17 protein-coding genes are annotated in these 22479 nt (G+C 72.8%); 4 read left to right on the top strand and 13 right to left on the bottom strand.

All coding sequences use genetic code 11. The features are described 5' to 3' along the window. Positions 1-10: 10 nt before the first annotated feature. Together MBSD_RS04220 and polA are read right to left on the bottom strand one after the other, a co-directional pair. Positions 11-1078 carry a saccharopine dehydrogenase family protein gene (locus MBSD_RS04220; RefSeq protein ID WP_062535370.1) on the bottom strand — a complete coding sequence of 356 codons (1068 nt, stop codon included), beginning with the start codon at positions 1076-1078 and terminating at the stop codon, positions 11-13. A gap of 310 nt (positions 1079-1388) precedes the next feature. Beyond that, positions 1389-4127: a DNA polymerase I gene (gene polA, locus MBSD_RS04215; protein ID WP_062535368.1), complete on the bottom strand. Its 2739-nt coding sequence runs from the start codon at positions 4125-4127 to the stop codon at positions 1389-1391. Between the two features lie 113 nt (positions 4128-4240). Between polA and MBSD_RS04210 the strand changes: the two genes are divergently transcribed. Beyond that, the gene (locus tag MBSD_RS04210) at positions 4241-4693 is read left to right on the top strand and encodes a DUF2782 domain-containing protein (protein WP_062535366.1); all 453 of its coding nucleotides are present in this window, start codon (positions 4241-4243) and stop codon (positions 4691-4693) included. Between the two features lie 201 nt (positions 4694-4894). Here MBSD_RS04210 and purH read toward each other — a convergent pair whose 3' ends face one another. The 10 genes from purH to cutA all read right to left on the bottom strand — a co-directional run bounded on the left by purH (position 4895) and on the right by cutA (position 14546). Then, positions 4895-6475 carry a bifunctional phosphoribosylaminoimidazolecarboxamide formyltransferase/IMP cyclohydrolase gene (purH, locus tag MBSD_RS04205; RefSeq protein WP_062535364.1) on the bottom strand — a complete coding sequence of 527 codons (1581 nt, stop codon included), beginning with the start codon at positions 6473-6475 and terminating at the stop codon, positions 4895-4897. A gap of 56 nt (positions 6476-6531) precedes the next feature. Then, complete coding sequence (locus tag MBSD_RS04200) at positions 6532-6813, bottom strand: helix-turn-helix domain-containing protein (RefSeq protein ID WP_062535363.1); 282 nt, start codon at positions 6811-6813, stop codon at positions 6532-6534. Between the two features lie 167 nt (positions 6814-6980). Beyond that, positions 6981-7757, bottom strand: a complete 777-nt coding sequence (locus MBSD_RS04195) for a zinc-ribbon and DUF3426 domain-containing protein (protein ID WP_062535360.1) — start codon at positions 7755-7757, stop codon at positions 6981-6983. A gap of 111 nt (positions 7758-7868) precedes the next feature. Next, complete coding sequence (gene prmA, locus MBSD_RS04190) at positions 7869-8759, bottom strand: 50S ribosomal protein L11 methyltransferase (RefSeq protein WP_062535358.1); 891 nt, start codon at positions 8757-8759, stop codon at positions 7869-7871. Positions 8760-8896: 137 nt separating this feature from the next. Then, the gene (accC, locus tag MBSD_RS04185; RefSeq protein ID WP_062535356.1) at positions 8897-10264 is read right to left on the bottom strand and encodes an acetyl-CoA carboxylase biotin carboxylase subunit; all 1368 of its coding nucleotides are present in this window, start codon (positions 10262-10264) and stop codon (positions 8897-8899) included. 16 nt (positions 10265-10280) lie between these two features. Beyond that, positions 10281-10763: an acetyl-CoA carboxylase biotin carboxyl carrier protein gene (accB, locus tag MBSD_RS04180; RefSeq protein WP_062535354.1), complete on the bottom strand. Its 483-nt coding sequence runs from the start codon at positions 10761-10763 to the stop codon at positions 10281-10283. 58 nt (positions 10764-10821) lie between these two features. Beyond that, a complete protein-coding gene (gene aroQ, locus MBSD_RS04175) occupies positions 10822-11271 on the bottom strand; it encodes a type II 3-dehydroquinate dehydratase (RefSeq protein WP_062535352.1) in 450 nt (149 codons plus the stop codon). A 103-nt stretch (positions 11272-11374) separates the two neighbouring features. Further along, positions 11375-11920: a TlpA family protein disulfide reductase gene (locus MBSD_RS04170; RefSeq protein WP_114693200.1), complete on the bottom strand. Its 546-nt coding sequence runs from the start codon at positions 11918-11920 to the stop codon at positions 11375-11377. A gap of 3 nt (positions 11921-11923) precedes the next feature. Then, complete coding sequence (locus MBSD_RS04165; protein ID WP_062535350.1) at positions 11924-14173, bottom strand: protein-disulfide reductase DsbD; 2250 nt, start codon at positions 14171-14173, stop codon at positions 11924-11926. A gap of 52 nt (positions 14174-14225) precedes the next feature. Beyond that, positions 14226-14546, bottom strand: coding sequence for a divalent-cation tolerance protein CutA (cutA, locus tag MBSD_RS04160; RefSeq protein WP_062535348.1), 321 nt, complete (start codon positions 14544-14546; stop codon positions 14226-14228). Between the two features lie 234 nt (positions 14547-14780). On the opposite strand from cutA, the gene groES reads away from it, so the two are divergent. Together groES and groL are read left to right on the top strand one after the other, a co-directional pair. Then, complete coding sequence (gene groES / locus MBSD_RS04155) at positions 14781-15071, top strand: co-chaperone GroES (RefSeq protein WP_062535346.1); 291 nt, start codon at positions 14781-14783, stop codon at positions 15069-15071. A 67-nt stretch (positions 15072-15138) separates the two neighbouring features. Continuing rightward, positions 15139-16773: a chaperonin GroEL gene (gene groL, locus MBSD_RS04150; protein WP_062535344.1), complete on the top strand. Its 1635-nt coding sequence runs from the start codon at positions 15139-15141 to the stop codon at positions 16771-16773. A 158-nt stretch (positions 16774-16931) separates the two neighbouring features. On the opposite strand, the gene MBSD_RS04145 is transcribed toward groL, so the two are convergent. Continuing rightward, on the bottom strand, positions 16932-18788 hold the full coding sequence (locus MBSD_RS04145) for an LTA synthase family protein (RefSeq protein ID WP_062535342.1): 1857 nt from the start codon (positions 18786-18788) through the stop codon (positions 16932-16934). A 590-nt stretch (positions 18789-19378) separates the two neighbouring features. Here MBSD_RS04145 and glnE point away from each other — a divergent pair. After that, positions 19379-22291, top strand: a complete 2913-nt coding sequence (glnE, locus tag MBSD_RS04140; protein WP_082306480.1) for a bifunctional [glutamate--ammonia ligase]-adenylyl-L-tyrosine phosphorylase/[glutamate--ammonia-ligase] adenylyltransferase — start codon at positions 19379-19381, stop codon at positions 22289-22291. Positions 22292-22479 lie beyond the last annotated feature (188 nt).

The raw sequence follows: 22479 nt of genomic DNA, 5'->3' as shown, positions 1-22479 counted from the left end.
CGCGGCCGGCTCAGGAACCGGGCGCGCCGCGCGCCGGCTCGATCAGCTGCACGCCCGGCAGCGACAGCACCCACTCCGCGCCCATCAGCTGCGAGGGCGTGTAGTAGCCGCCGGCGGGGCGGGCGGCGAGCACGTGCGCGGCGATGCCCAAGGCGGTCTCGACCGTGAGCGCGTAGCCGTTCGGCGTGCGCAGCGCCAGCTTCGCCTCGCTGCCGTCGGCGGCGCGCGCCTCGCCCCACACGTAGCAGCCGCTGCGCGCGCGGCGCTCGGCGGAGGGGCCGGACGCGGCGCCGGCGCGCCGCTTGGCGAACGCCTCCACCGCCGGCAGGCGCAGCAGCGGACGCGCCCAGCGCAGCCAGCGCAGGCGGCGGATCGTCGCCGGCGGCAGCACCATGTAGGTCTCGATGTTGGGAATGCGGGTGGACACGTAGGCGGTGTAGACGTCGCCCCAGGGCACCGTCACCGCGGTGCGCGGCAGGCCGTCGCGTTCGAAGCTGCGCACCTTCCACGCCAGCGGCACTTCCGTCAGCTCGCCGCGCAGGCGGATGCGGCCGCCGGCGCGCAGGCCTTCGATGCCGGTGCGCGCCGTGCCGGGACTGATGCCGCCGGAGGCCTCGAACGCCAGCACCAGTTCGTCGGCGCGCGGCAGACGTCGCTTCAGCAACGCCGCCAGGCTGTCGGTCGGCACCACGTCGAAGCCGACGCCGGGCGCCACCACCACGCCGCGTTCGCGCGCGCGCGCGTGTTGCGCATGGCACCAGGCGAACACGTCGATCTCGCCGGTGATGTCGAGGTAGTGCACGCCGCGGGCGAGGCAGGCCTCGAGCAGCGGCTTGCAGGTCGCGGAGAACGGTCCCGCGCAATTCAGCACCAGCTCGACGTCGTCCAGGCTGCCCTCGATCGACTTCGCGCCGACGAGCGCGAACAGGCGGCGGTGCAGGCCGAGCTCGCCGGCCAGCGCGTCCAGCGCCTCGCGGTTGCGGCCGGCCAGCAGCGGCTTCAGGCCGCGGGCGACGGCGGCGCGCGCGATCAGCCGTGCGGTGTAGCCGTTGGCGCCGTAGATCATGAAGCGCGACATGCGGCCTCCCTGCGGGTCGGGAGCGAGTGTGCCGCAAAAATCGCATCGCGCAAAAAAGAGAATGCCCCGAGGGCCAGGGGGGAGCCCTCGGGGCCTGGGTGAAGCCGAATCTGGGGAGGGATCCGACTTCGGTGGGTTCACTCAGGGAGGTGAGTGAGCCGGGCGCCGTTGCGTGCACCCGACGGCTTAGATGCGGACGCCGGCGTGAAGTTCCAGGGCGTTCGCGGCAAGGATTTACCCGGCGTTCATTTCAACGAAAACTTAGCGATCGGCGGCCGTCGGCGGATCGCCGGCCGTGTCCGCGCCGGGCTCAGTGCGCCTCGTCCCAGTTGGCGCCGACGCCGATGTCGACCACCAGCGGCACGTCGAGTTCGGCCGCGCCGGCCATGCGCGCGCGCACCGCCTCGGCGATCGTCTGCACCGCGTCGGCGCGCACCTCGAACACCAGCTCGTCGTGCACCTGCAGCAGCATGTGCGCGTCGTCGCGGCCGGCGAGGAAGGCGTCCACCGCGATCATCGCGCGCTTGATGATGTCGGCGGCGGTGCCCTGCATCGGCGCGTTGATCGCCGCGCGCTCGGCGCCGGCGCGGCGCGCCTGGTTGCGCGCGCGGATGTCCTCGAGGTACAGGCGGCGGCCGAACACGGTCTCGACGTAGCCGTCGCGCGCGGCGCGCTCGCGGGTGGCGTCCATGAACGCCTTCACGCCGGGATAGCGGGCGAAGTAGCGCGCGATGTAGTCCTGCGCCTCGGCGCGGCCGATGCCGAGTTGGCGCGCCAGGCCGAACGCGCTCATGCCGTACATCAGGCCGAAGTTGATCGCCTTGGCGGCGCGCCGCTGGTTGGCGTCGACCTGGTCCTGCGGCAGGCCGAACACCTCGGCGGCGGTGGCGCGGTGCACGTCCTGGTTGCCGTGGAAGGCGGCCAGCAGGCCGGCGTCGCCGGACAGGTGCGCCATGATGCGCAGTTCGATCTGCGAGTAGTCGGCGGCGAGGATCTTCCAGCCGTCCGGCGCGATGAAGGCACGGCGGATGCGGCGGCCGTCCTCGGTGCGGATCGGGATGTTCTGCAGGTTGGGGTCCGACGACGACAACCGTCCGGTCGCCGCCACCGCCTGGTGGTAGCTGGTGTGCACGCGGCCGGTGCGCGGATTGACCATCTCCGCCAGCTTTTCGGTGTAGGTCGAACGCAGCTTGGCGAGGCCGCGGTATTCGAGGATCAGGCGCGGCAGCTCGTGCTGGTCGGCGATCGCCTCCAGCGCCTCCTCGTTGGTGGACGGCTGGCCGGTCGGCGTCTTCACCGCCGCCGGCAGCCCGAGCTCGTCGAACAGGATCGCCTGCAACTGCTTCGGCGAATCCAGGCTGAACTCGCGGCCGGCCACCTCGTAGGCGCGGCGCTGCGCCTGATGCTGGCGCCTGGCGAGGTCCTGGGTCTGCCGCTTCAGCTCCGCCGCGTCGACCAGCACGCCGCGCTGCTCCATGCGCGCCAGCACCGGCACCAGCGGCATCTCGATGCGTTCGAACACATGGCGCAGCGTCGGCGTCGCCTCCAGCTTCGGCCACAGCGCGAGGTGCAGGCGCAGGGTGATGTCGGCGTCCTCGGCGGCGTAGCGGCAGGCGCTGTCGAGGTCCACCTGGCTGAACGGGATCTGCTTGGCGCCGCGGCCGGCGACGTCCTCGTAGTGGATGGTGTCGACGCCGAGGTAGCGCTTGGCCAGCGAGTCCATGTCGTGGCGCGTGGCGGTGGCGTTCCACACGTAGGACTCGAGCATGGTGTCGTAGGCCAGCCCGCGCACCGCGATGCCGTACTTCTCCAGCGCGTTGATGTCGTACTTGGCGTGCTGCCCGAGCTTCGGCTTCGCCGGGTCCTCCAGCAGCGGCTTCAGCGCCGCCAGCACGGCGGCGCGGTCGAGCTGCGCGGGCGCGCCCGGATAGTCGTGCGCCAGCGGCACGTAGGCGGCGTGGCCGGCCTCGACCGCGAACGACACGCCGACCACTTCCGCGCGCAGCGGGTCCAGCGAGGTGGTTTCGGTGTCGAAACTGATCAGCGCGGCGCGGCGCAGCTTGTCCAGCCAGGCGTCGAGCTGCGCCTGCGTCGTCACCAGCTCGTAGTTGCCCGGGCCGCCCAGCGCGGCGTGCGGCGCCTCCTCGGCGGCGTGCGCGGCTTCGCGCAGCGTGGCCGCGCCGGCGTCGCTGCCGTTGGCCACCGTGGCGCCCTCGAGCTCCTTCAGCGCGGTGGCGAAGCCGTAGCGGGTGTACAGCGCGCGCAGTTTGCCGGTGTCGCGCGGGCGCAGCACCAGGTCGGTGGGCGCGTACTCCAGCGCGACGTCGGTCTTGATCGTCGCCAGCCGGCGCGACAGCGGCAGGTGGTCGAGCGCGCGGCGCAGATTCTCGCCGATCTTGCCGCCGATCTCGCCGGCGTGTTCCATCACGCCGTCCAGCGAGCCGTACTGCTCCAGCCACTTGGCCGCGGTCTTCGGCCCGCATTTCTCGACGCCCGGGATGTTGTCCACGCTGTCGCCCATCAGCGCCAGCAGATCGACGATGCGCGCGGGCGGCACGCCGAACTTTTCCGCCACGCCGGCCTCGTCCAGCGTGGTGTTGGTCATGGTGTTGACCAGGCGCACGTGCGGGCCGACCAGTTGCGCGAAATCCTTGTCGCCGGTGGAGACGATCACCTCGATGCCCTGCGACGCGGCCTGCCTGGCCAGCGTGCCGATCACGTCGTCGGCCTCGACGCCGGGCACGCGCAGGATCGGGAGGCCCAGCGCCTCGACGATCGCGTGCATCGGCTCGATCTGCGCGCGCAGGTCGTCCGGCATCGGCGGGCGGTTGGCCTTGTACTGCGGATAGAGCTCGTCGCGGAAGGTCGGGCCGGGCGCGTCGGTGACGAAGGCGGCGTAGTCCGGCTGCGCCTTCAGCGTCGCGCGCAGCATGTTGACCACGCCGAACAGCGCGCCGGTGGGCTCGCCGGCGGCGTTGGACAGCGGCGGCAGCGCGTGGAAGGCGCGGTAGAGATAGCTCGAACCGTCGATCAGGATCAGGGTGGGCATGCGCCGGATTGTCGCATGCGTCCCGCACGCGCGCGGCGCCGGCGCGAATGCGCGAACGGAACTGCTATGCTGGCCGCACGGGGGAAGCTCGGAGCGTCCCTTCGGAGGTCGTCATGAAACGCATGCCCCTGATGCTTGCCGGCGCGCTGGCGCTGGCGTCCGCCGCGTCGCTGCACGCGCAGTCCGCCGAACCGCAACCCGCGCCGGTGCCGCCGCCGCCCGGCATGGACGAACCCGGCGTCAAGCCTGCCGCACCGGCCACGGCCGCGGCGCCCGCCGCCGAGCCCGCGCCGCGCGACGCGCGCGGCCAGCCGGCGCCGACGGTGAGCGTGCGCCGGCAGGACAACGGCGACACCGTCGAGGAGTACCGCGCCGGCGGGCGCATCTACATGATCCGCATCATCCCCAAGCACGGCGTGCCGCAGACCTTCATGGACACGCGCGGCGACGGCAAGCTGACGCCGGATCCCAAGCAGGGTCCGGTGTCGCCGGTGTATTACACGATCTACCAGTGGGGCAAGCCGGCGAAGACCGTCGAACAGCAGCAGGAAGGCGGCGGCGGCTGAAACCAGCCGACCGGGATGGCGCCCATCCCTGTAGGAGCGGCCGGGGCCGCCAGCGTTCCGGTCGCGGCCACGGCCGCTCCTCCGGCAAGTGCGGGGAGTGCCGTGGAATCGGGCCCCCCTCACCCGACCCGTTCCTCCAAGCGAAGCTTGGGGGAGCGGGGGTCGAAAGCATGACGCTCTTCCCGAATCCCGAGCCCCGTCTCAGTGCCGGAAGTGGCGCACGCCGGTGAACACCATCGCCATGCCGTGCTCGTCGGCGGCGGCGATCACCTCGGCGTCGCGCATCGAGCCGCCCGGCTGGATCACCGCGCGGATGCCGGCGGCGGCGGCGGCGTCGATGCCGTCGCGGAACGGGAAGAACGCGTCGGAGGCCATCACGCTGCCGCGCACCTCCAGGCCCGCCTCCTGCGCCTTCAGCGCGGCGATCTTCGCGCTGACCACGCGGCTCATCTGCCCGGCGCCGATGCCGACGGTGCGGCCGTCCCTGGCGTAGACGATCGCGTTCGACTTGACGAACATCGCCACGTGCCAGGCGAACAGCAGGTCGCGCAGCTCGGCGGCGTCGGGCACGCGCTTGCTGACCACCTTGAGATCGTCGATCAGCAGCGTGTCGCGGTCGGCGTCCTGCACCAGCAGGCCGCCGGCGATGCGCTTGAAGTCGCGCGCCGGCGCCGGCTGCTCCGGCCAGGCGCCGCTGGCCAGCACGCGCACGTTCGGCTTCTTCGCGAACGCCGCCAGCGCCGCCTCGCCCACTTCCGGCGCGACCACCACCTCGACGAACTGCCGCTTGAGGATCGCCTCGGCGGTTTCCGCGTCGAGCGGATGGTTGAAGGCGATGATGCCGCCGAACGCCGAGGTCGGATCGCAGGCGTAGGCGCGGTCGTAGGCCTCCAGCACGGAGCCGCCGAGGGCGACGCCGCACGGGTTGGCGTGCTTGACGATCACGCAGGCCGGCGCCTTGCCGAACGCCTTGACGCACTCCAGCGCGGCATCGGCGTCGGCGTAGTTGTTGTAGCTCAGCTCCTTGCCGGCCAGCACCTGGGCGGTGGCGACCACGCCGCGCGGCGGATCGGCCTCGAGGTACAGCGCGGCGCCCTGGTGCGGGTTCTCGCCGTAGCGCAGGCCGTGCGCGCGCCGCAGCGCGAGGTGCAGGGTCGGTCCGAACGCGCTGCGTTCCGTGTCGTCGGCGCGCGCGCCCAGCCAGTCGGCGATGGCGCCGTCGTAGCGCGCTGTGTGCGCGTAGGCCTTGGCGGCGAGACGGCGGCGCAGCGCCAGGCGCGTGCCGCCGTCGGCGCGCAGCGCCTCGATCAGGCCGGCGTAGTCGGCGGGATCGGTGACCACGGCGACGTGCTCGTGGTTCTTGGCGGCGGCGCGCAGCATGGCCGGGCCGCCGATGTCGATGTTCTCGATCGCCTCGTCCAGCGTGCAGTCGGGGCGCGCCACCGTCGCCGCGAACGGATACAGGTTCACCACCAGCAGGTCGATCGGCTCGATGCCGTGGTCGCGCATCACCGTGTCGTCGGTGCCGCGCCGGCCGAGCAGGCCGCCGTGCACCTTCGGATGCAGCGTCTTCACGCGGCCGTCCATGATCTCGGGAAAGCCGGTCAGCTCGCTGACCTCGCGCACCGGCACGCCGGCCTCGCGCAACGCCTTGGCGCTGCCGCCGGTGGAGATCAGCTCGACGCCGAGCGCGTCCAGGCCGCGGCCGAGGTCGGCCAGGCCGGTCTTGTCGGAGACGCTGAGCAGCGCGCGTCGGACGGGAACGAGGGTGGCGTCGAACATGAGGCGGGCCGCGGCGGAGACGAAGGGTCCGCGATTATAGCGGCCGCGCGGCGCGTTCAGCCGATGCGGTGCTGGGCCAGCTTCTTGCGCAGGGTGGCGCGGTTGATGCCGAGCGCGGCGGCGGCGCGGCTCTGGTTGCCGCCGTGCCAGGCCAGCACTTCGCGCAGCAGCGGTCTCTCGACTTCGCGCATCACCAGCGCGTACAGGCCTTCGCTGCACTCGGTGCCGTCGAGGTCGGCCAGATAGCGCCGCACGGCGCGCGTCACGCAATCGCGCAGCGCGGGCTCCAGCGAGGCATCGCCTTGGGCTTCGGCGCGCAGCTGGCTGACGGCGTTCACGGCGGCACTCCCCCTTGGCGTGGTGATGATTCGTCGCGGGTCGTCGCGGAGGCGATTCCCGTGGTCGATGTCGAACGAAGGCGGGAAGTGTAGCGCCGCCGCCGGCGGTTTTTAAGTGCCCGCTGCGCCGTCTTGCGCGCATCAGGCGCGACGCGCACTTGCAGCCGCTATTCGAAGCTGAACTCGAAGGCGACCGCGTTCTTGCCCGGATCCTCCACCTCGAACACCAGCGCCGCTTCGGCGCCGGGCGCCAGCCCGGCGGCGCGCAGCTTCGGGTCGCGGAGGTATTCGGCGGGCAGGAAGCGGCGCATCGCCACGCGGTTCTCGTCGAGGTCGGAGAGAGTGATGCCGAGCACCGGATACGGCTGCGTGAAGTCGGCGTCGTTGCGCAGCGTGGCGCTGATGATCAGCGCGCCGGGCACGGATGGATGCGGGCGGATGTCGCGCGAGACCAGGCTGAGCCGATGCACGTCCTTCACCGGTGGCAGCGTGCAGTGCAGCGTCCGGCAGGTGCGCGCCAGCCACGGCCGCAGCGTGTCGTTGGCGACCAGCGCGTCGCGCTGCGCCCAGGCAAGCTGTGCCGCCAGCGCCAGCGCCAGCAGCGCGCAGCCGGCCGCCCAGCGTCCGGGATGGCCGCCGTGCGCCGCGCGCGCGCGGCGCGCGAACGCCGGCGCGGCGGCGCCGCGCTCGGCCGCGGCGGGCGCGAACAGGCTGGGCTGCAACGGCTGCGGCCGGTACACCGGTTCCACCAGCTGCGGCGGCGCCGGCGTCGGCGTGTGCGCGGGCAGGCTGTCGAACGGTTCCGGCGGCAGCGCCTCGGTCAGCGTGGCGAGCGCATCGAACACCGCCGTGCAGTGACCGCAGCGCACGCTGCCGTGCGCCTGCGCGACCGAGGCCGCGTCCAGCGCGAACACGGTGAGGCATTCGGGACACTGGGTGTACATGGGGACAGTTTACGGGAGCGGGGAGGCGGGGCGCGTCGCGCCTGCGGGATGGCGGGGTAGGAGCCCGCGAGCAGGCGACGTCGAGCGCGGAGACGGAGCGGCGCGCGGGCGTCAGTCGGCCTTGCGCCTGCCGGCGATGCGCACCCAGTCCTCGCGCGCGGCGACCTCGAGATCCTCGAACCATTCGGCGTAGCGCGCCAGCAGTTCGTCCTCCTGCCCGCGCAGGATGCCGGACAGCGCGATCGGCGCGCCGGGGATCACGGCGGCGGCGAAGCGCGGCGCCAGCTCGGCCAGCGGGCCGGCGAGGATGTTGGCGACCAGCGCGTCGGCGGGCGCGCCGTCCCAGGCGTCCGGCGCGTGCAGCGCGAGGCGCGCGGCGACGCCGTTGCGTTCGGCGTTGTCGCGGCTGGCGGTCAGCGCCTGCGGATCGTTGTCGATGCCGATCGCGCGGGCCGCGCCCAGCTTCAGCGCGGCGATCGCCAGCACCCCGGAACCGCAGCCGTAGTCGAGCACGGTCCTGCCGGCGAGTGCGAGGCCGTCCAGCCACTCCAGGCACAGCGCGGTGGTCGGATGCGTGCCGGTGCCGAAGGCGAGACCGGGGTCGAGGCGCACGACCACCGCCTCGCCGGCGTCGACGGGCGGCTCCACGTTCCACGGATAGATCCACAGCCGGCGGCCGAAGCGCATCGGCTGGAAGCGATCCATCCAGACGCGTTCCCAGTCCTGGTCGGCGACCTCGCGGAAGGCGAGCTGGTCGGGCGCGAGTTCGGGCAGCAGCTCGCACAGCGCGAGCGTCAGCCCGCGGCGGTCGGCGTCGGCGGCGAACAGTGCCTGCAGCCGCACCTGCGGCCACAGCGGCGTTTCGCCGGGCGCGGGTTCGAGGATCGGATGGTCCTCGGCGTCGAGCAGGGTCACCGCCTGCGCGCCGAGGTCCTCCAGCGCCTGCTCGGCGCGCGGTTGCTGGCCGGCGCGGGTGACGAGGGAGAGTTCGAGGAAGGGCATGGTTATGAGGTGGCGAGCACACCGGACCCGGCGACTAGGCTCGGCATCCATGCCTCGCCAAGTCGCTCCCGCCTTCGGCTCCTGCCTTCGGCCTTGGGCTGAAGCGCGAGCTGACGTTCAGTCAGCTCGCAAGCGCTTCAGCCCAAGCCAATCGCCTTCTCGCGCTGCTCGGCGATGCGCTTTTCCAGGTAGTGGATGTTCATGCCGCCCTGCTGGAAGCCGCCGTCGCTCATGATGCGCTGCTGCAGCGGCAGGTTCGACTTGACGCCGTCGACCACCATCTCGGCCAGCGCGATCTGCATGCGTGCGATCGCGGTGGCGCGGTCGCGGCCGTGCACGATCAGCTTGCCGATCATGGAATCGTAGTTGGGCGGGATGCGATAGCCGGAGTAGAGGTGCGTGTCGACGCGCACGCCGGGGCCGCCGGGCGCGTGGAACAGCTTCACCAGGCCGGGCGACGGCAGGAACGTGTCCGGATCCTCGGCGTTGATGCGGCACTCGATGGCGTGGCCGTTGATGGTGACGTCCTCCTGGCGGATGGACAGCTTCTCGCCGGCGGCGATCAGCAGCTGCTCGCGCACCAGGTCGACGCCGGTGATCAGTTCGGTCACCGGGTGCTCCACCTGGATGCGCGTGTTCATCTCGATGAAGTAGAAGCGGCCGTCCTCGTAGAGGAACTCGAAGGTGCCGGCGCCGCGGTAGCCGATGCGCAGGCAGGCCTCGACGCAGACGCGGCCGATCTCGGCGCGCTGCTCGGGCGTGATGCCGGGGGCGGGCGCCTCCTCGACCACCTTCTGGTGGCGGCGCTGCATCGAGCAGTCGCGCTCGCCCAGGTGGATGGCGTTGCCCTGGCCGTCGGCGAGCACCTGGATCTCGACATGGCGCGGGTGCTCGAGGAATTTCTCCATGTACACCTGGTCGTTGCCGAACGCGGCCTTGGCTTCCTGCCGCGTCATCACGATGGCGTTGCCGAGGTGCGCCTCGGTGTGCACCACGCGCATGCCGCGGCCGCCGCCGCCGCCGGCGGCCTTGATGATCACCGGGTAGCCGATGCGGCGCGCGATCTTCACGCACTCGGCGGCGTCTTCCGGCAGCGGGCCGTCGGAGCCCGGCACGCACGGCACGCCGGCCGCCTTCATCGCCTTGATCGCCTCGACCTTGTCGCCCATCAGGCGGATCACCTCGGGGGTCGGGCCGATGAAGATGAAGCCGGACTTCTCCACCTGCTCGGCGAAGTCGGCGCGTTCGGAGAGGAAGCCGTAGCCCGGATGGATCGCCTGCGCGTCGGTGACCTCGGCGGCGGCGATGATGCGCGGGATGTTGAGGTAGCTCTCCGCCGCCGGCGCCGGGCCGATGCACACGGCCTCGTCGGCCATGGCGACGTGCTTCAGGTTGCGGTCGACGGTGGAATGCACGGCGACGGTGCGGATGCCGAGCGTGTGGCAGGCGCGCAGCACGCGCAATGCGATCTCGCCGCGGTTGGCAATGACGACTTTGTCCAGCATGCGGGGGCGCCTTCGTTCAACCGATCACGAACAGCGGTTCGTCGAACTCGACCGGCTGGCCGTTCTCGGCGAGGACCGCCAGCACCGTGCCGGAGACGTCGGCCTCGATCTGGTTGAACATCTTCATCGCCTCGATGATGCCCAGCGTGTCGCCGGCCTTGACCTGCTGGCCGACCTGCACGAACGGCGCGGCGTCCGGCGTGGCGGCGGCGTAGAAGGTGCCGACCATCGGCGCGCGCACGATGTGGCCTTCGGGGATCTGCTTGCCGGAGGCCGTGGCGACGGCCGCGGGCATGTCCTCGGCGGCGGCGGCCGCCGCCGCCGGCGCCGCGGCGGGCGCCGGCGCCATCACCGGCGCGGCGGCGGGCGCGGCCACGGTGATGCCGCCCTTCGGCACCCGCGAGAGGCGCACCACCTCCTCGCCTTCCTTGATTTCCAGCTCGGCGAGGTTGGATTCCTCGAGCAGGTCGATCAGCTTCTTGATCTTGCGCAGGTCCATAAACAGGCCTTCTTTCGATGGTGCGCCGCCGGAGGCGGCGCGACGGGATGGGAGAACGTCATCGACCGGCGGCGCCGAGCCGCGCCAGGGCGGCCTCCAGCGCCAGCCGGTAACTGTCCGCGCCGAAGCCGGCGATCACGCCGACCGCGACGTCGGAGAAATACGAATGCCGCCGGAACGGCTCGCGCGCGTGCACGTTGGAGAGGTGCACCTCGACGAACGGGATCGCCACGGCCAGCAGCGCGTCGCGCAGCGCCACGCTGGTGTGCGTGTAGCCGCCCGGATTGAGCAGGATGAAGGCGGTGCCGTCCCCGCGCGCGGCGTGCACGCGCTCGATCAGCGCGTGCTCGGCGTTGGACTGGAAGCTCTGCAGCCGGTGGCCGGCGGCTTCGGCGCGGCGGACCAGCGCGGCATCGATCTCGGCCAGGGTGGCGCGGCCGTACACCTCCGGCTCGCGCGTGCCGAGCAGGTTGAGGTTCGGTCCGTGCAGGACGAGGATTGCGGCCAAGATCAGCCCCCAGGGCCCGCCGGCGGCGGGCGACGAGGCGCGAAGTGTGCGCGCCTGGGTCGATCTTGTCCAGATCGCCGCTGTTCGGCGACGTTTGACGGGCTTACAGCGATCCCTCGATCCACGCGCCCAGCTCGGCCGGCGTGAAGCCGCCCAGCTTGGTCCGGAGGATGCGGCCGTCGCGGCCGATCAGCACGCTGTACGGCAGCGCGCCGCGGGTGTCGCCGAACAGGAGCGAGGGATCCGGCGTGTGGCCCAGGCCGATCAGGATCGGGTAGCGCACCGGCACCTCGCCGAGATAGGCCTGCACCGCGGCCGGCTCGTCCAGCGCGATGCCGACCACCTGCAGGCCGCGGCCGCCGTAGCGCCGCTGGGCGCTTTCCAGCGCGGGCATTTCCTCGCGGCAGGGGCCGCACCAGGTCGCCCAGAAATTCAGCAGCACCAGCTTGCCGTCCCAGGCGGACAGCCGGCGGGTGGCGCCGTCGAGGTCGGGCAGGGCGAGATCGGCGCGGCGGTCGCCCGGCGTCAGCACCGCCACGCCCGGCGGCGCCGGCGGCTGCCGGGTCTGCCACCAGCGTCCGGCCAGCATGCCGGCGAGGCCGGCCGCCAGCGCCACGGCGACGATCCACAGGCCGGCGCGGTCGCGCATCGCTCAGCCCTCCGTCGCGCGCTGCGCGCGCGCGGCGAACGCGGCGGCGTCTTCGTAGCCGATCAGGCGCAGCCCGCGGCGTTCCTGCCCGTCCTTGCCGAAGAACAGCGTCGCCGGCGGGCCGAGCAAGCCGTAGCGCTTGAGCAGCGCCTGGTCGGCGTCGTCGTTGGCGGTGACGTCGGCCTTCAGCAGCACGTAGCCGGCCAGCGCCTGCTGCACCTGCGGCTTCGTGTAGACGAACTTCTCCATTTCCTTGCAGCTCACGCACCAGTCGGCATAGAAGTCCAGCATCACCGGCTTGCCTTGCGCGGCGGCGTCGGCCAGCGCGCGGTCGACGCCGTCGACGCCTTTCACCGCGTGGAACGGCAGCGCGACCGCCTGCGGCGGCGCGCCGCCGCCGAGGCCGCGCAGCGGCTGCAGCGGGTCGCGGCTGCCTGCGGCCGCGCCGATCAGCTCGGCGGCGCCGGCGATCAGCAGCAGCAGGCCGAGCGCCTTCCACAGCCGCGCCCAGCCGGAAGCGCCTTCGCGCAGGCGCTCCAGCGCGCCGAGATAGACCGCGCAGGCGACCAGCAGCGCGCCGCTCATCAGCATGATCCACAGCGGATCGAGGATGCGCGACAGCATCCAGACCGCGAGGCCGAGGAAGGCCACGCCGAACACCGCCTTGACCGTCTCCATCCACGCGCCGCTGCGCGGCAGCAGCCGCCCGGCGGCGGTGCCGAAGGCCAGCAGCGGCGCGCCCATGCCGAGGCTGAGCAGGAACAGCGCCAGTCCGCCGAACAGCGGGTCGCGGGTCTGCCCGATGTACAGCACCGCCGCGGCCAGCGGCGGCGCCACGCAGGGGCCGACGATCAGCGCCGACAGCACGCCCATCACCGCCACGCCGGCCAGCGAGCCGCCCTGCTGGCGGTTGCTGACCGCCGCCAGCCTGGATTGCCACGAGGCCGGCAGCTGCAGCTCGTAGAAGCCGAACATGCTGAGCGCCAGCAGCACGAACAGCAGGGCGAAGCCCCACAGGATCCACGGCTGCTGGAACGCCGCCTGCAGGTTGGCGCCGGCCAGGCCGGCGACGACGCCGGCGGCGGTGAACACCACGCTGGAGGCGAGCACGTACACCAGCGACAGCGCGAACGCGCGCGGCGTGGACAGCCGCGTGCCGGCGCCGGCGATCAGCCCGGACAGGATCGGGATCATCGGGAACACGCACGGCGTGAACGCCAGCAGCAGGCCGAAGCCGAAGAAGCTCAGCAGCGCCAGCCAGCGCCCGCGCTGCTGCAGCGCGCCGGCCAGGCGCTGTTCCTCGGACTGGCCGCCGGCGGCGGCCGAGTCCGCCGCCGGCGCGGCGGCCGCCGCCGCATCCGCGGCCGGTAGCGCGATGCGCACCTGCCGCGTCATCGGCGGATAGCAGATGCCGCCGTCCTGGCAGCCCTGGAACTTGGCCTGCAGCGTCAGCGTTTGCGTGGCGGCGCGGCGGCCGCTCAGCGCGACCGGCACGTCGACCTCGTCGAAATAGACGGCGACCGTGCCGAACTGCGGGTCGGCGTGCAGGGTCGGCGCCGGCCACTGCGGCGCGCCGAGCGCGATGCCGTCGGCAGCGGGCAGGCTGAGCGTGGTCTTGTCGCGATAAAGGTAGTAGCCCTTCGGCATGCGCCAGCGCAGCAGCAACTGGTCGGGCGCGGCGGCGATCGCCTCGAAGGCGAACGCCTGCTCCGGCGGCAGCGGCAGTTCGTCATGGTCCGTGCGGCTCGCGCCGCCCAGTTGGCCGAGCGCCTCCGCCAGACCGCCGGGCGCGGCGGCCGGCGCGGCCGGCAGCGGCAGGCTGAGCTGCTGCGTGTACGGCGGGTAGCAGATCTTCGGATCGACCTCGTGGCAGCCCTGGAACTGCACGGCCAGCGTCAGCGTCGCCGGCGCCGCGCCGTCGACCGTGTAGGGCAGGGCGGCGTCGATGCGGTCGTGGTAGACCTCGACGTCGCCGAGGAACTCGTCGTGCTTCTTCAGCCCGTCCGGCAGCGCCAGTTCGCCCAGCGTCACGCCCGGCGTCGAGGTCTTCACGTGGATGCGGCTGCGGTAGAGGTAGTAGTGCGGGGCGATCTGCCAGTGCAGGCGCGCGCGGCCGGGCGCCTCGATCGAGGCGGTCAGGCGGAAGGCGTCGGTGACCTCGAGCAGGTGGTCGTCCTGCGCCCCCGCGGGCAAGGCCGGCAGGAGGAGGCACAGCAGGGCGAGGGCCGCACGGCCCGGGCGGGCGAGGATCATCGTCAGCTCCGTCGATCGTTACCGCAGCGGGACCGGATGGGGGCGGGCGCGCTTACGACGCCGTGCTCTCCCGCTCCAGCCAGGCGAGATAGGGCGCGTGGCCGGCGACGACGTCCAGCGCGATCACCTCGGGCAGCTCGTAGGGATGCAGCCCGACGAGGCGGGCGGTCAGGGTCTCCAGCCGCGCGCGCTCGGTCTTGATCACCAGCAGTTCCTCGACGTCGTCGCGCACCTCGCCCTGCCAGCGGTACGTCGAGCGCACGCCGGGAATGCGGTTGACGCAGGCGGCGAGCCGCTCGCCCACCAGGCGCCGGGCGATGCGCTCGGCGCTGGCGGCGTCGGGGCAGGTGCAGAGGACGACCACGGCGCTCATCGGCCGGCGAGCCTAGCACAGCCGCGGCGCCGGTCGGTCCGCGCGGAGGGCGATGCCCCGGCCCGGCCGCGAGCGGGCCGCTCCCTTGAAAGCGGCGGCCTGCCGCCCCACCCCTCGCGCGGGGCGACGGCGCTTGTCAGACGCCGCGCCCCGGCTACAATTAGCACTCGTTCCCGGTGAGTGCCAACAACCGGGGCACCCCTTTCTCAACAGCTACTTTGGTGGAGTCGTTCTATGAAACTGCGTCCGCTGCACGATCGCGTGATCATCAAGCGCATGGAAGAGGAGCGCATGTCCGCGGGAGGCATCGTGATCCCCGACAGCGCGACCGAGAAGCCGATCCGCGGCGAGGTGATCGCCGCCGGCGAGGGCAAGATCCTCGAGGACGGCAAGGTGCGTCCGATCGCCGTGAAGAAGGGCGACAAGGTGCTGTTCGGCAAGTACTCCGGCACCGAGGTCAAGGTCGACGGCGAAGAGCTCCTCGTGATGCGCGAGGAAGACATCATGGCGGTGATCGAGGGCTGAGCCCCGCCGCTGCGCCGCGCGCGGCGATCACTCCCACACCCACGATTTCGTTTCGAGGATACGTTCCATGGCAGCTAAAGAAGTCCGTTTCTCCGAAGACGCCCGCGTCCGCATGGTCAAGGGCGTGAACATCCTGGCCAACGCGGTCAAGGTCACGCTGGGCCCGAAGGGCCGCAACGTCGTGCTCGAGAAGAGCTTCGGCGCGCCGACGATCACCAAGGACGGCGTGTCCGTCGCCAAGGAGATCGAGCTGGCCGACAAGTTCGAGAACATGGGCGCGCAGATGGTCAAGGAGGTCGCCTCCAAGACCTCCGACAACGCCGGCGACGGCACCACCACCGCCACCGTGCTGGCGCAGGCGATGATCCGCGAGGGCATGAAGGCGGTCGCCGCCGGCATGAACCCGATGGACCTCAAGCGCGGCATCGACAAGGCGGTCACCGCCGCCGTCGACGAGCTGAAGAAGCTCAGCAAGCCGTCCTCCGACTCCAAGTCGATCGCCCAGGTCGGCACCATCTCCGCCAATGGCGACGAGGTGATCGGCAAGCTGATCGCGCAGGCGATGGACAAGGTCGGCAAGGAGGGCGTGATCACCGTCGAGGACGGCTCGGGCCTGGAGAACGAGCTCGACGTCGTCGAGGGCATGCAGTTCGACCGCGGCTATCTGTCGCCGTACTTCATCAACAACCAGCAGTCGATGCAGGCCGAGCTGGAAGACCCGTACATCCTGCTGCACGACAAGAAGGTCTCCAACGTGCGTGAGCTGCTGCCGGTGCTCGAGGCGGTGGCCAAGGCCGGCAAGCCGCTGCTGATCGTGGCGGAAGAGGTCGAGGGCGAGGCGCTGGCCACGCTGGTCGTCAACACCATCCGCGGCATCGTCAAGGTGTGCGCGGTGAAGGCACCGGGCTTCGGCGACCGCCGCAAGGCGATGCTGGAGGACATGGCGATCCTGACCGGCGGCCAGGTGATCTCCGAGGAGGTCGGCCTGCAGCTCGAGAAGGCGAGCATCAAGGATCTCGGCCGCGCCAAGAAGGTGGTGGTCTCCAAGGAGAACACCACGATCATCGACGGCGCCGGCGAGGCCAAGGCGATCGAGGCGCGCATCAAGCAGATCAAGGCGCAGATCGAGGAGACCACCTCCGACTACGACCGCGAGAAGCTGCAGGAGCGCGTGGCCAAGCTGGCCGGCGGCGTGGCGGTGATCAAGGTCGGCGCCGCGACCGAGGTCGAGATGAAGGAGAAGAAGGCGCGCGTCGAGGACGCCCTGCACGCCACCCGTGCGGCGGTCGAGGAAGGCGTGGTGCCGGGCGGCGGCGTCGCCCTGATCCGCGCGCTGACCGCGATCAAGTCGCTGAAGGGCGCCAACGAGGACCAGAACTTCGGCATCCAGATCGCCCTGCGCGCGATGGAAGCGCCGCTGCGCGAGATCGTCACCAACGCCGGCGAGGAGCCGTCGGTGGTGCTGAACAAGGTGGCCGAAGGCAAGGGCAACTACGGCTACAACGCCGCCACCGGCGAGTTCGGCGACATGGTCGAGATGGGCATCCTCGATCCGACCAAGGTGACGCGCACCGCGCTGCAGAACGCCGCCTCCATCGCCGGCCTGATGATCACCACCGAGGCGATGGTGGCCGAGCTGCCGAAGAAGGACGAGAAGCACGCCCACGGCGCGCCGGGCGGCATGGGCGACATGGACTTCTGATCGACGGTCCTCGCCGGTCGTCCCGGGCCCGGCCCGGGCTGCCGCCGGGCGGAGGCCTTCCCCGGCCTCCGCCGCCTCGCAGGCATCACGGCAAAGCCCCGCAGCGATGCGGGGCTTTGCTTTTTCCCATTGCGCGTGGCGTGCGTCGTCGCGAAGGGTCAGCCGCTATGCGGCTCGGCTCTGGGCGCCGGCGGCGATGCCGGCGCGGCGGCGAGATGATGCGGCGGCGGCTGCGGCAGCAGCGGATCGAGACGTCCGCGCAGGCGCAGCGAAACCACGCTGGCCATGGCGCGGTCGAACTCGCCGCCGGGCGGGGACGGCGCCGCGTCGGGCGCATGCGTCAGCGCGGCGAGCTGCGGCGGCAGCGTGCGCAGGAAGGCGAACCAGGCATCGTCGCGGATGCCGGCGCGATCGAGCAGCAGCGCCGGCAGCATCCACGAAGCGAGGTCGCGGCGCGGCGCCTCCTGCGGATGGCGCGGATCGATCAGCAGCCACGGCACCGTCTGACGCAGCATGTCGCCGCCGTCGACGAAGCCGAGCGCGCGGTAGGCGTCGACCAGCGCAGGCAGGTGGTCGCCGTAGAACAGCAGCAGGGTCGGCCGCGGGCGCTGCGCCAGCGCGGCGGCCAGCCGGCCCAGTTCGGCGTCGGCGTGGCGCAGGTGATAGAGGTAGTTCTGCAGCTCGCGCCTGGCGCTGCCCTCGACGCCGGCCGGCACCGGGATCGCGTCGCGCGCGGCGGCGTCGATGCCCGGGCTGTCGCCATAGGGGCCATGCGCTTCCATGCTGATCGCGAACACGAACCGCGGCGGGCCGTCGTCGCGGAGCTGCGCCAGCACCTCGTCGGTCAGCGCGCGGTCGGCGACGTAGAGGCCGTCGCGCGGGGCGTCGGCGGGGAAGGCGGACAGCGCGACGAAGCGCTCGAAGCCGAGCGCCTTGAAGGCGGCGCTGCGGTTCCAGAAGCCGGCGTCGTTGGGATGCACGGCGATCGTGAGGTAGCCGTGTTCGCGCAGCGTGCGCACCAGGCCGGGGATGGCCTTGCCGTGGATCTGCAGGTAGGGGAACTGCACGTCCGGCAGGTAACGCAGCGACAGGCCGGTGAGCACCTCGAACTCGGTGCGGATGGTGCCGCCGCCGAAGGTCGGCACGTGCAGCCGGCCGCCGGCGCCTTCGCGCTGCAACCGTGCCAGATGCGGCACCAGCGCCGCGCCGTCGACGCCGCGCAGGCGGCCGGGATCGAAAAACGATTCGCTCTGCACCACCACGATGTCGGGACGTTCGACCGGCGGCGCGGCGTCCATCTCGGCGCGCAGCGTCGGGGCGTGCGCGGCGATCAGCGCTTCGGCCGCCAGCGGATCGGCCGCAAGGCGGCGGCCGGCGTATTCCAGCCGGTACATCGCCAGCGTGCTGACCAGGCCGGCGTGCCGGGCCGTCATCGACGCCGACCAGGGCTGCAGGCCGAGCCGCTGCGGCGCATACACCTGCCGCCAGGCCGGCACGCCGGCGCACAGCGTCGCCAGCGCGGTGAAGGCGAAGCCGGCCAGCGCCAGCCGCGGCAGGCGGCGGCGCGGCAGCAGCGGCGGTTCGTAGCGCAGCAGCAGCAAGGCGCCGGCCAGCAGGCCCAGCGCCGTCAGCGCCAGAACCGGCGGCACGTAGCGGCCGAGCAGGTGCCCCGCCCCCTGGCCCAGCTGGCCGAGGAGGCGGAAGTCCGCCGGCATCAGCGGCGTGTCGAGGTTGGCCAGCTTCAGCGCATTGGCGGCGTACAGCAGCGCCTCCAGCAGCAGCGCCAGGCCCAGCGCGGCGAAGGCGCGCCGGGTCAGGGCGAACAGCAGCAGGGCCAGCAGCAGGCCGGGCAGGGCGTTGGCGAGCAGCCGCAGCGGTGCCTCGGGCGCGCTCAGCAGCGAGGCGGGCGAAAGGCCGGCCGCGCCGTCCAGCAGGGCGCTCCACAGCACGAAGGCCGTGCCCAGCAGCGGCGCCAGCGCCCAGCGCTCGACGGTTTCGAGGCGGGAATGGCGCATTCGCGATGGCGGAAGGCTGGAACGCACGCCGCACCCCGGCCGTCATGCGGAAGGGGCGCACTGTAGCCAGACCGTCATGAACGAAGCGTTGATTGCCCCGCGATGACGGTTATGTTGCGGTGCGGCGTGGCAGATGCCGGCACATGGGTTAAAAAGATGTCACACGCACGTCGGTGCGTGGGGGAGGGGCGGCCCGCCGGGGAAACTCGGCGGGCCGCTGTTTTTCCGCTGCATGGCGCGCTCCCCGCGACGGCGGCACGACGGTGCTGGACCTGCGCAGCGGCCGCGACCTGCGCGCGGCGAACGATCCAGGCGGCGTCGGGCGCGCGCCGCGTATCGTCGGGTACGGCCACGGCGCCGTGCGCACGAACGGGCCGATGCCGCCGATGCGCGTGTTCGCGGTGCGACTGCCCCACCCGGCGCCGGCACGCGCCCACGGGCGCATCGAGTTCGCTGCCGTCTCGACGCCGTGGGGCGCGCCGCTGATCGTCGCGATCACCCCGAACCGGCTTCGGCGGAGCGCTCGCGCGGCGTGCGTCAGCCGCGCGCGCTGCTTCTGGAGCGGACCGCGGTGCTGCCACAATGCCCGCATGGCGCCCAACTTGCCGCGCGCGATCGCCGCGCTGATCGAGGACCGCTACGCCGAACTCGCCGCGCGCTGCCGCGAGGCGGGCGTGCCGCTGCACGACGACGCCGGCGTGGCCGAACGTCTGCGCCGCTTGCTGCTGGCCAGCGATTTCGCCTACGAGACGCTGCGCCGCGAGCCGGCGCTGCTGGCGCCCGCCGGGCTGGCGCGCCTGCGCGATCCCGCCGACGCCACCGCGCGCCTCGGCCTGCTGCCCGGCGCGGAAGCCGACGAGGCCGCGTTCATGGCGGCGCTGCGCCGCTTCCGCCGCGCCGAGGCGCTGCGCCTCGTGTTCCGCGACGTCAACGGCCTCGATCCGCTGCCCGACACCCTGGCCGCGACCAGCGCGCTGTACGAAGCGCTGATCGAGGCCGCGCTGGCCTGGGCGACGCGCGGGCTGGAGCGCCGCTACGGCGTGCCGCGCAACGCCGACGGCGTCGCGCAGCGGCTGATCGTGCTCGGCTTCGGCAAGCTGGGCGGCGCCGAGCTGAACTTCTCCTCCGACGTCGATCTGGTGCTGGCCTACCCCGAAGCGGGCCAGACCGACGGCGCGCGGCCGCTGGACAACGGCGAGTTCTTCGCCCGCCTCGGCCACCAGCTCGTGCGCCTGCTGGCCGAGCCCACCCACGACGGCATCGTCGCCCGCGTCGACCTGCGCCTGCGTCCATTCGGCAACGCCGGCCGCGTGGCGCTGTCGTTCGCGGCGATGGAGCAGTACTACCAGCGCGAAGGCCGCGACTGGGAACGCTACGCCTGGATCAAGGCGCGGCCGGTCGCCGGCGACCTCGTCGCCGGCAAGCGTCTCGGCGAACTGCTGCGGCCGTTCGTCTACCGCCGCTACCTCGACTACACCGCGTTCGCCGGCCTGCGCGAGATGAAGGCGCTGATCGACGCCGAGGTGGCGCGCAAGGATCTCGCCGACAACCTCAAGCTCGGCCCCGGCGGCATCCGCGAGGTCGAGTTCATCGTGCAGCTGCTGCAGTTGATCCGCGGCGGCCGCGAGCCCGGCCTGCGCGCGCGCGGCCTGTTGCCGGCGCTCGGCGCCTGCGAGGCGCGCGGCCTGATCGGCGCCGCGCGCGCCAAGCGCCTGCGCGAGGCCTACCTGTTCCTGCGCCGGCTGGAGAACCGCGTGCAGATGCTCGGCGACGCGCAGACCCACGACGTGCCGGCCGACGCGCTGGCGCGCGAGCGCGTCGCGCTGGCGCTGGGCTACCCGGGCTGGGAGGCGCTGGCCGGGGAGCTGGCCGCGCACCGCGCCGCGGTGGCCGAGGAATTCGCCGCGGTGGTGCTGCCCGGCGCCGGCGCGCAGGCGCCGGCGACGCAGGATGCCGCGCTCTGGCGGTCGGCGCGCGCCGACACGCTGCAGCCGTCGGCGCTGGAAGCCGCCGGTTTCGTGCCGGGCGACGAAGCGCTGAACGTGCTGGCCGGGCTGGCCGGTTCGGCGGCGCTGCGGGCGATGAGCGCGCAGGCCGCGCAGCGGCTCGACCGCCTGCTGCCGCCGCTGCTGGCCGCGGCGCGCGCCAGCGCCGCGCCGCTGGCCTGCCTGACCCGCCTGGCGCGGCTGCTGCAGGCGGTGGCGCGGCGTTCGGCCTACCTCGCCCTGCTCGACGAGCAGCCGGCGGCGCGCCAACGCCTCGCCGCGCTGTTCGCCGAGAGCGCGTTCCTCGCCGAGCGCGTGATCGCGCAGCCGCTGCTGCTGGACGACGTGCTGGACCCGCGCATCGACCGCCTGCCGCTGCGCCGCGCCGACATCGCCGAGGAACTGAAGCAGGCGCTGGCCGCGCTGGACGAACGCGATCCCGAGGGCGAGCTCGAACGCCTCAACGAGCTGAAGGCCAGCCTGGCGTTCCGCCTCGGCCTGGCCTTCCGCGACGGCCGCGCCGACGCGCCCGCCACCGCGCGACGGCTCGCCGCCGTCGCCGAGGCGGTGGTCGGCGCGGTGCTGACGCTGGCCGAGCGCGAACTGATTGCCCAACACGGCCGCCTGCCGGGCGACGGCACGGGCTTCGCCGTGCTCGGCTACGGCAGCCTCGGCGGCGCCGAGCTCGGCTTTGCTTCCGACCTCGACCTGGTGTTCGTCTACGACGGCGCGCGCGCGGCGGCGACCAGCGACGGCCGCCGGCCGCTGGACGGCGTGCACTGGTACCAGCGCCTCGCGCAGCGCGTGGTGCATTGGCTGACCGCACTGACCCGCGGCGGCCGCCTGTACGAGGTGGACACGCGGCTGCGTCCGGACGGTTCCAAGGGCCTGCTGGTCACCAGCCTGGACGCTTTCGCCGCCTACCAGCGCGAGCGCGCCTGGACCTGGGAGCACCAGGCGCTGGTGCGCGCGCGCGGCATCGCCGGCGATGCCGCGCTGCACATCGCGTTCGAGGCGGCGCGCGCGGAGATCCTCGCGCGGCCGCGCGACGCCGCGGCGGTGCGCGACGAGGTCGTCGCCATGCGCGCGCGCTGGCGCGCCGAGCGCGATCGTTCCGACGCGTTGCAGCTCGACCTCAAGCAGGGCGAGGGCGCGCTGCTGGACATCGAGTTCCTGCTGCAGGGCCTGCTGCTGCGGCACGCGGCGGCGGCGCCCGCGCTGCTGCGCCACACCGCCACGCCGGCGCTGATCGCCGCCTGTGCCGAGGCCGGCGCGCTGGACGCGGCGCAGGCGGCGGCGCTGCGCGAGGCGCACGCCGAACTGCTGGCGCGCGCGCTCACCTGCACGCTGGACGCGCGCCCGCGCGTGGCGCCGCGCAGCGAGGCGCTGGAGGCGCTGTGCGCGCGCGTGACCGCGATCGCGCGGGCGTGCGGGTTCGATTTCGGAACGGGAGAAGGGAGTCGGGAGGCGGGAGACGGCATCCACGCGACGCACGCCGCGACGCAGCCCGGCCCGTAGTCGCGCCGACGCTCCAAGGCAACGCTACGGCGGCGCCGCGTCTCCCGTCCCCCGGCTCCCGTCTTCCTGCCATGACCGCCGATGCGCCAGGTAGCGCGCGCGCACCTCCGCGGCCATCCGCGCGGTCTCGCGCAGCGGCGCGGCCGGCGCCGCGTCGGCGTCGACGTCGTGCAGCAGGCCGCGCGCGC

This window comes from Mizugakiibacter sediminis, assembly GCF_000953855.2.
Lineage (GTDB): Bacteria > Pseudomonadota > Gammaproteobacteria > Xanthomonadales > Rhodanobacteraceae > Mizugakiibacter > Mizugakiibacter sediminis.
This window is presented reverse-complemented; position numbering and strand designations above follow the sequence as displayed.